The following is a 2,199-nucleotide window of genomic DNA, read 5'->3' as shown; positions in this document are numbered from 1 at the left end:
GATGCTCATTCCTGGGCGGAAGTATATTTAGGTGAATACGGTTGGGTTCCTGTAGAAGCTACGCCTGGCTTTGATATGCCGCTGCTTACGGAACAGGAGGATTCAAAGACTCCAGAAGCCCCAGAGGTTAAAGATCAGCCTGAACCAGAACAGCCTGAGCAGAACCCGCAGACTGATCCGGAGGAAGGTTCAAAGATTCATCCTGTAATCATAGGTTCTGCTGCTGCAATTCTGCTGCTGTGGGCTGCTTATATCGTCTGGCGTAATCGGGCAGACATTCACTTTTATCTGCTGCGTTTACGCAGAGGTAAGCCGCTGACCCCGGATGAAAAGGTGGTCGTCGAAACTGAGCACTGGTTAAGGTACATGCGAAGAAAGGGATTTGTCCGCGCCAGTCACGAGACGCTGAGGGAATCAGTTGATAGATGGTCGCTAGAAGTACCGGAACAAGCTTCTATTTTACATCAGCTGCTTGGACGATTTGAACAAGCGCGTTATAGTCCCTCATCCGTAACCGCAGAAGATTGGCATATGGTTCGCCAGCAGGCCTCTCTGTTACACAAAGAAGGATGGATAAAACGATGGGCTGGACGAAAAGCTGCGACGGATCAGAAAGATCAAGACTAGTCTATTTTTGATTTGGTTAATTTGCCGTCTATTTTAATCTTTAGCTATATATTTAGTGAAAAAGCTGTCCGTTTGTTGCGGATAGCTTTTTACTAAGCCATAGTAATATGGTATAGTTTGTCGTATGAAACTGAGGTGACCGACGTTGTTTGAAATGCTGATGCCCAAATTACGGGTGAATACCGTCTTTGATATTGATCTTGAAGGCTTGTACGCTCAAGGATATCGCGGCATTATTACGGATCTGGATAACACGCTGGTCGGCGCAAAAGCGCCGAATGCGACTCCCGAGCTGGTGGCCTGGTTTGAGAAGGTCAAACAGGCGGGTTTTAAGCTTGTCATCGTGTCTAACAACAATATGGACCGTGTATCCGTGTTTGCTACGCCTTTGGACATTGAATTTATACATGCCGCACGGAAGCCTTCCAACTCGTCTTTTCGTAGAGCCATCCGTATGATGGGGCTGACTCCGGAAGAGACTATTATGGTCGGAGACCAAATGTTGACGGACGTATTGGGAGGTAACCGACTGGGATTGCATACGGTGTTGGTGCTACCGATATCCATTCATGATGAAGGAGTCATGACCCGATTTAATCGGCGATTGGAGCGAATCGCGCTCACAAGGTTACGTAAGAAAGGCTTATGGCTTGAGGAGGAAAAGAAGAATGACTGAAAGACCTGACGGCGGCACTGCCGTCAAATGTAGTGGTTGCGGTATCACCGTGCAGACCACTAGCCCGGAGCTTCCGGGATATATTCCTGAAAAATTGCTTACTCGCGAACCTGTCATCTGTCAGCGTTGCTTCCGGATCAAAAACTATAATGAGACGTCTTCAGTGACGGTGAATCAAGATGAGTTCTTGAAGCTGCTCAGCCAGATTGGGGACAAGGATGCGCTCGTCATCCACATTGTAGATATTTTTGATTTTGAAGGTAGCTTGATTTCCGGTCTGCAACGCTTTGTAGGCTCCAATCCGGTTATACTGGCTGTGAACAAGACCGATTTGCTGCCTAAGGTAACGAATTGGAACAAGGTGCGTAACTGGGTACAAAAGCAAGCGAAGGAGCAAGGACTACGCACAGAAGAAATCGTACTGTGCTCAGCTAAAAAAAATCAGGGCTTTGACCGTCTGTTGGATGTGGTATCTGAGCTCCGTGGTAACCGTGATGTATATGTAGTCGGAGCGACAAATGTGGGTAAATCGACGCTTATTAACCGCTTGATTCGTGATTATAGCGATATGGAGCAGGAACTCACAACGTCCCGTTACCCGGGGACTACACTCGATATGGTAAATATTCCGCTCGACGACGGCAAGCACATTATTGATACTCCGGGTATTGTATACCCTTGGCGATTCAGTGAGATTGTCTCCCGTCAGGACTTGAGTGCTATTATGCCGGACAAGCCGCTGAAGCCTGCTGCGTATCAGCTTGATGCCGGACAAACATTGTTTTTCGGCGGTATGGCCCGATTTGATTTTGTGGAGGGTCAGCACCAATCATTTACCTGCTATATTAACGGTGGTCTTAAAATACATCGCACGAAGCTGGAGCGGGCTGATCAGT

The 2,199-nt window shown here is 47.7% G+C and carries 3 protein-coding genes; all 3 read left to right on the top strand.

The window, feature by feature from the left end:
* Positions 1 to 627 (top strand): DUF4129 domain-containing protein (locus GRP75_RS24960; RefSeq protein ID WP_160790673.1); only part of this gene is annotated, 627 nt, incomplete at its 5' end.
* A 145-nt stretch (positions 628 to 772) separates the two neighbouring features.
* The gene (locus GRP75_RS24955) at positions 773 to 1,303 is read left to right on the top strand and encodes a YqeG family HAD IIIA-type phosphatase (protein WP_013311200.1); all 531 of its coding nucleotides are present in this window, start codon (positions 773 to 775) and stop codon (positions 1,301 to 1,303) included.
* Positions 1,296 to 2,199 (top strand): ribosome biogenesis GTPase YqeH (gene yqeH / locus GRP75_RS24950; RefSeq protein ID WP_160790672.1); only part of this gene is annotated, 904 nt, incomplete at its 3' end. The genes GRP75_RS24955 and yqeH, both read left to right, overlap by 8 nt.

It is taken from the genome of Paenibacillus sp. OT2-17 (genome assembly GCF_009827695.1).
GTDB classification, from domain to species: Bacteria; Bacillota; Bacilli; order Paenibacillales; family Paenibacillaceae; genus Paenibacillus; species Paenibacillus polymyxa_B.
The sequence above is the reverse complement of the archived record's forward strand: the minus strand, read 5'-3'. Positions and strand labels throughout refer to the sequence as shown.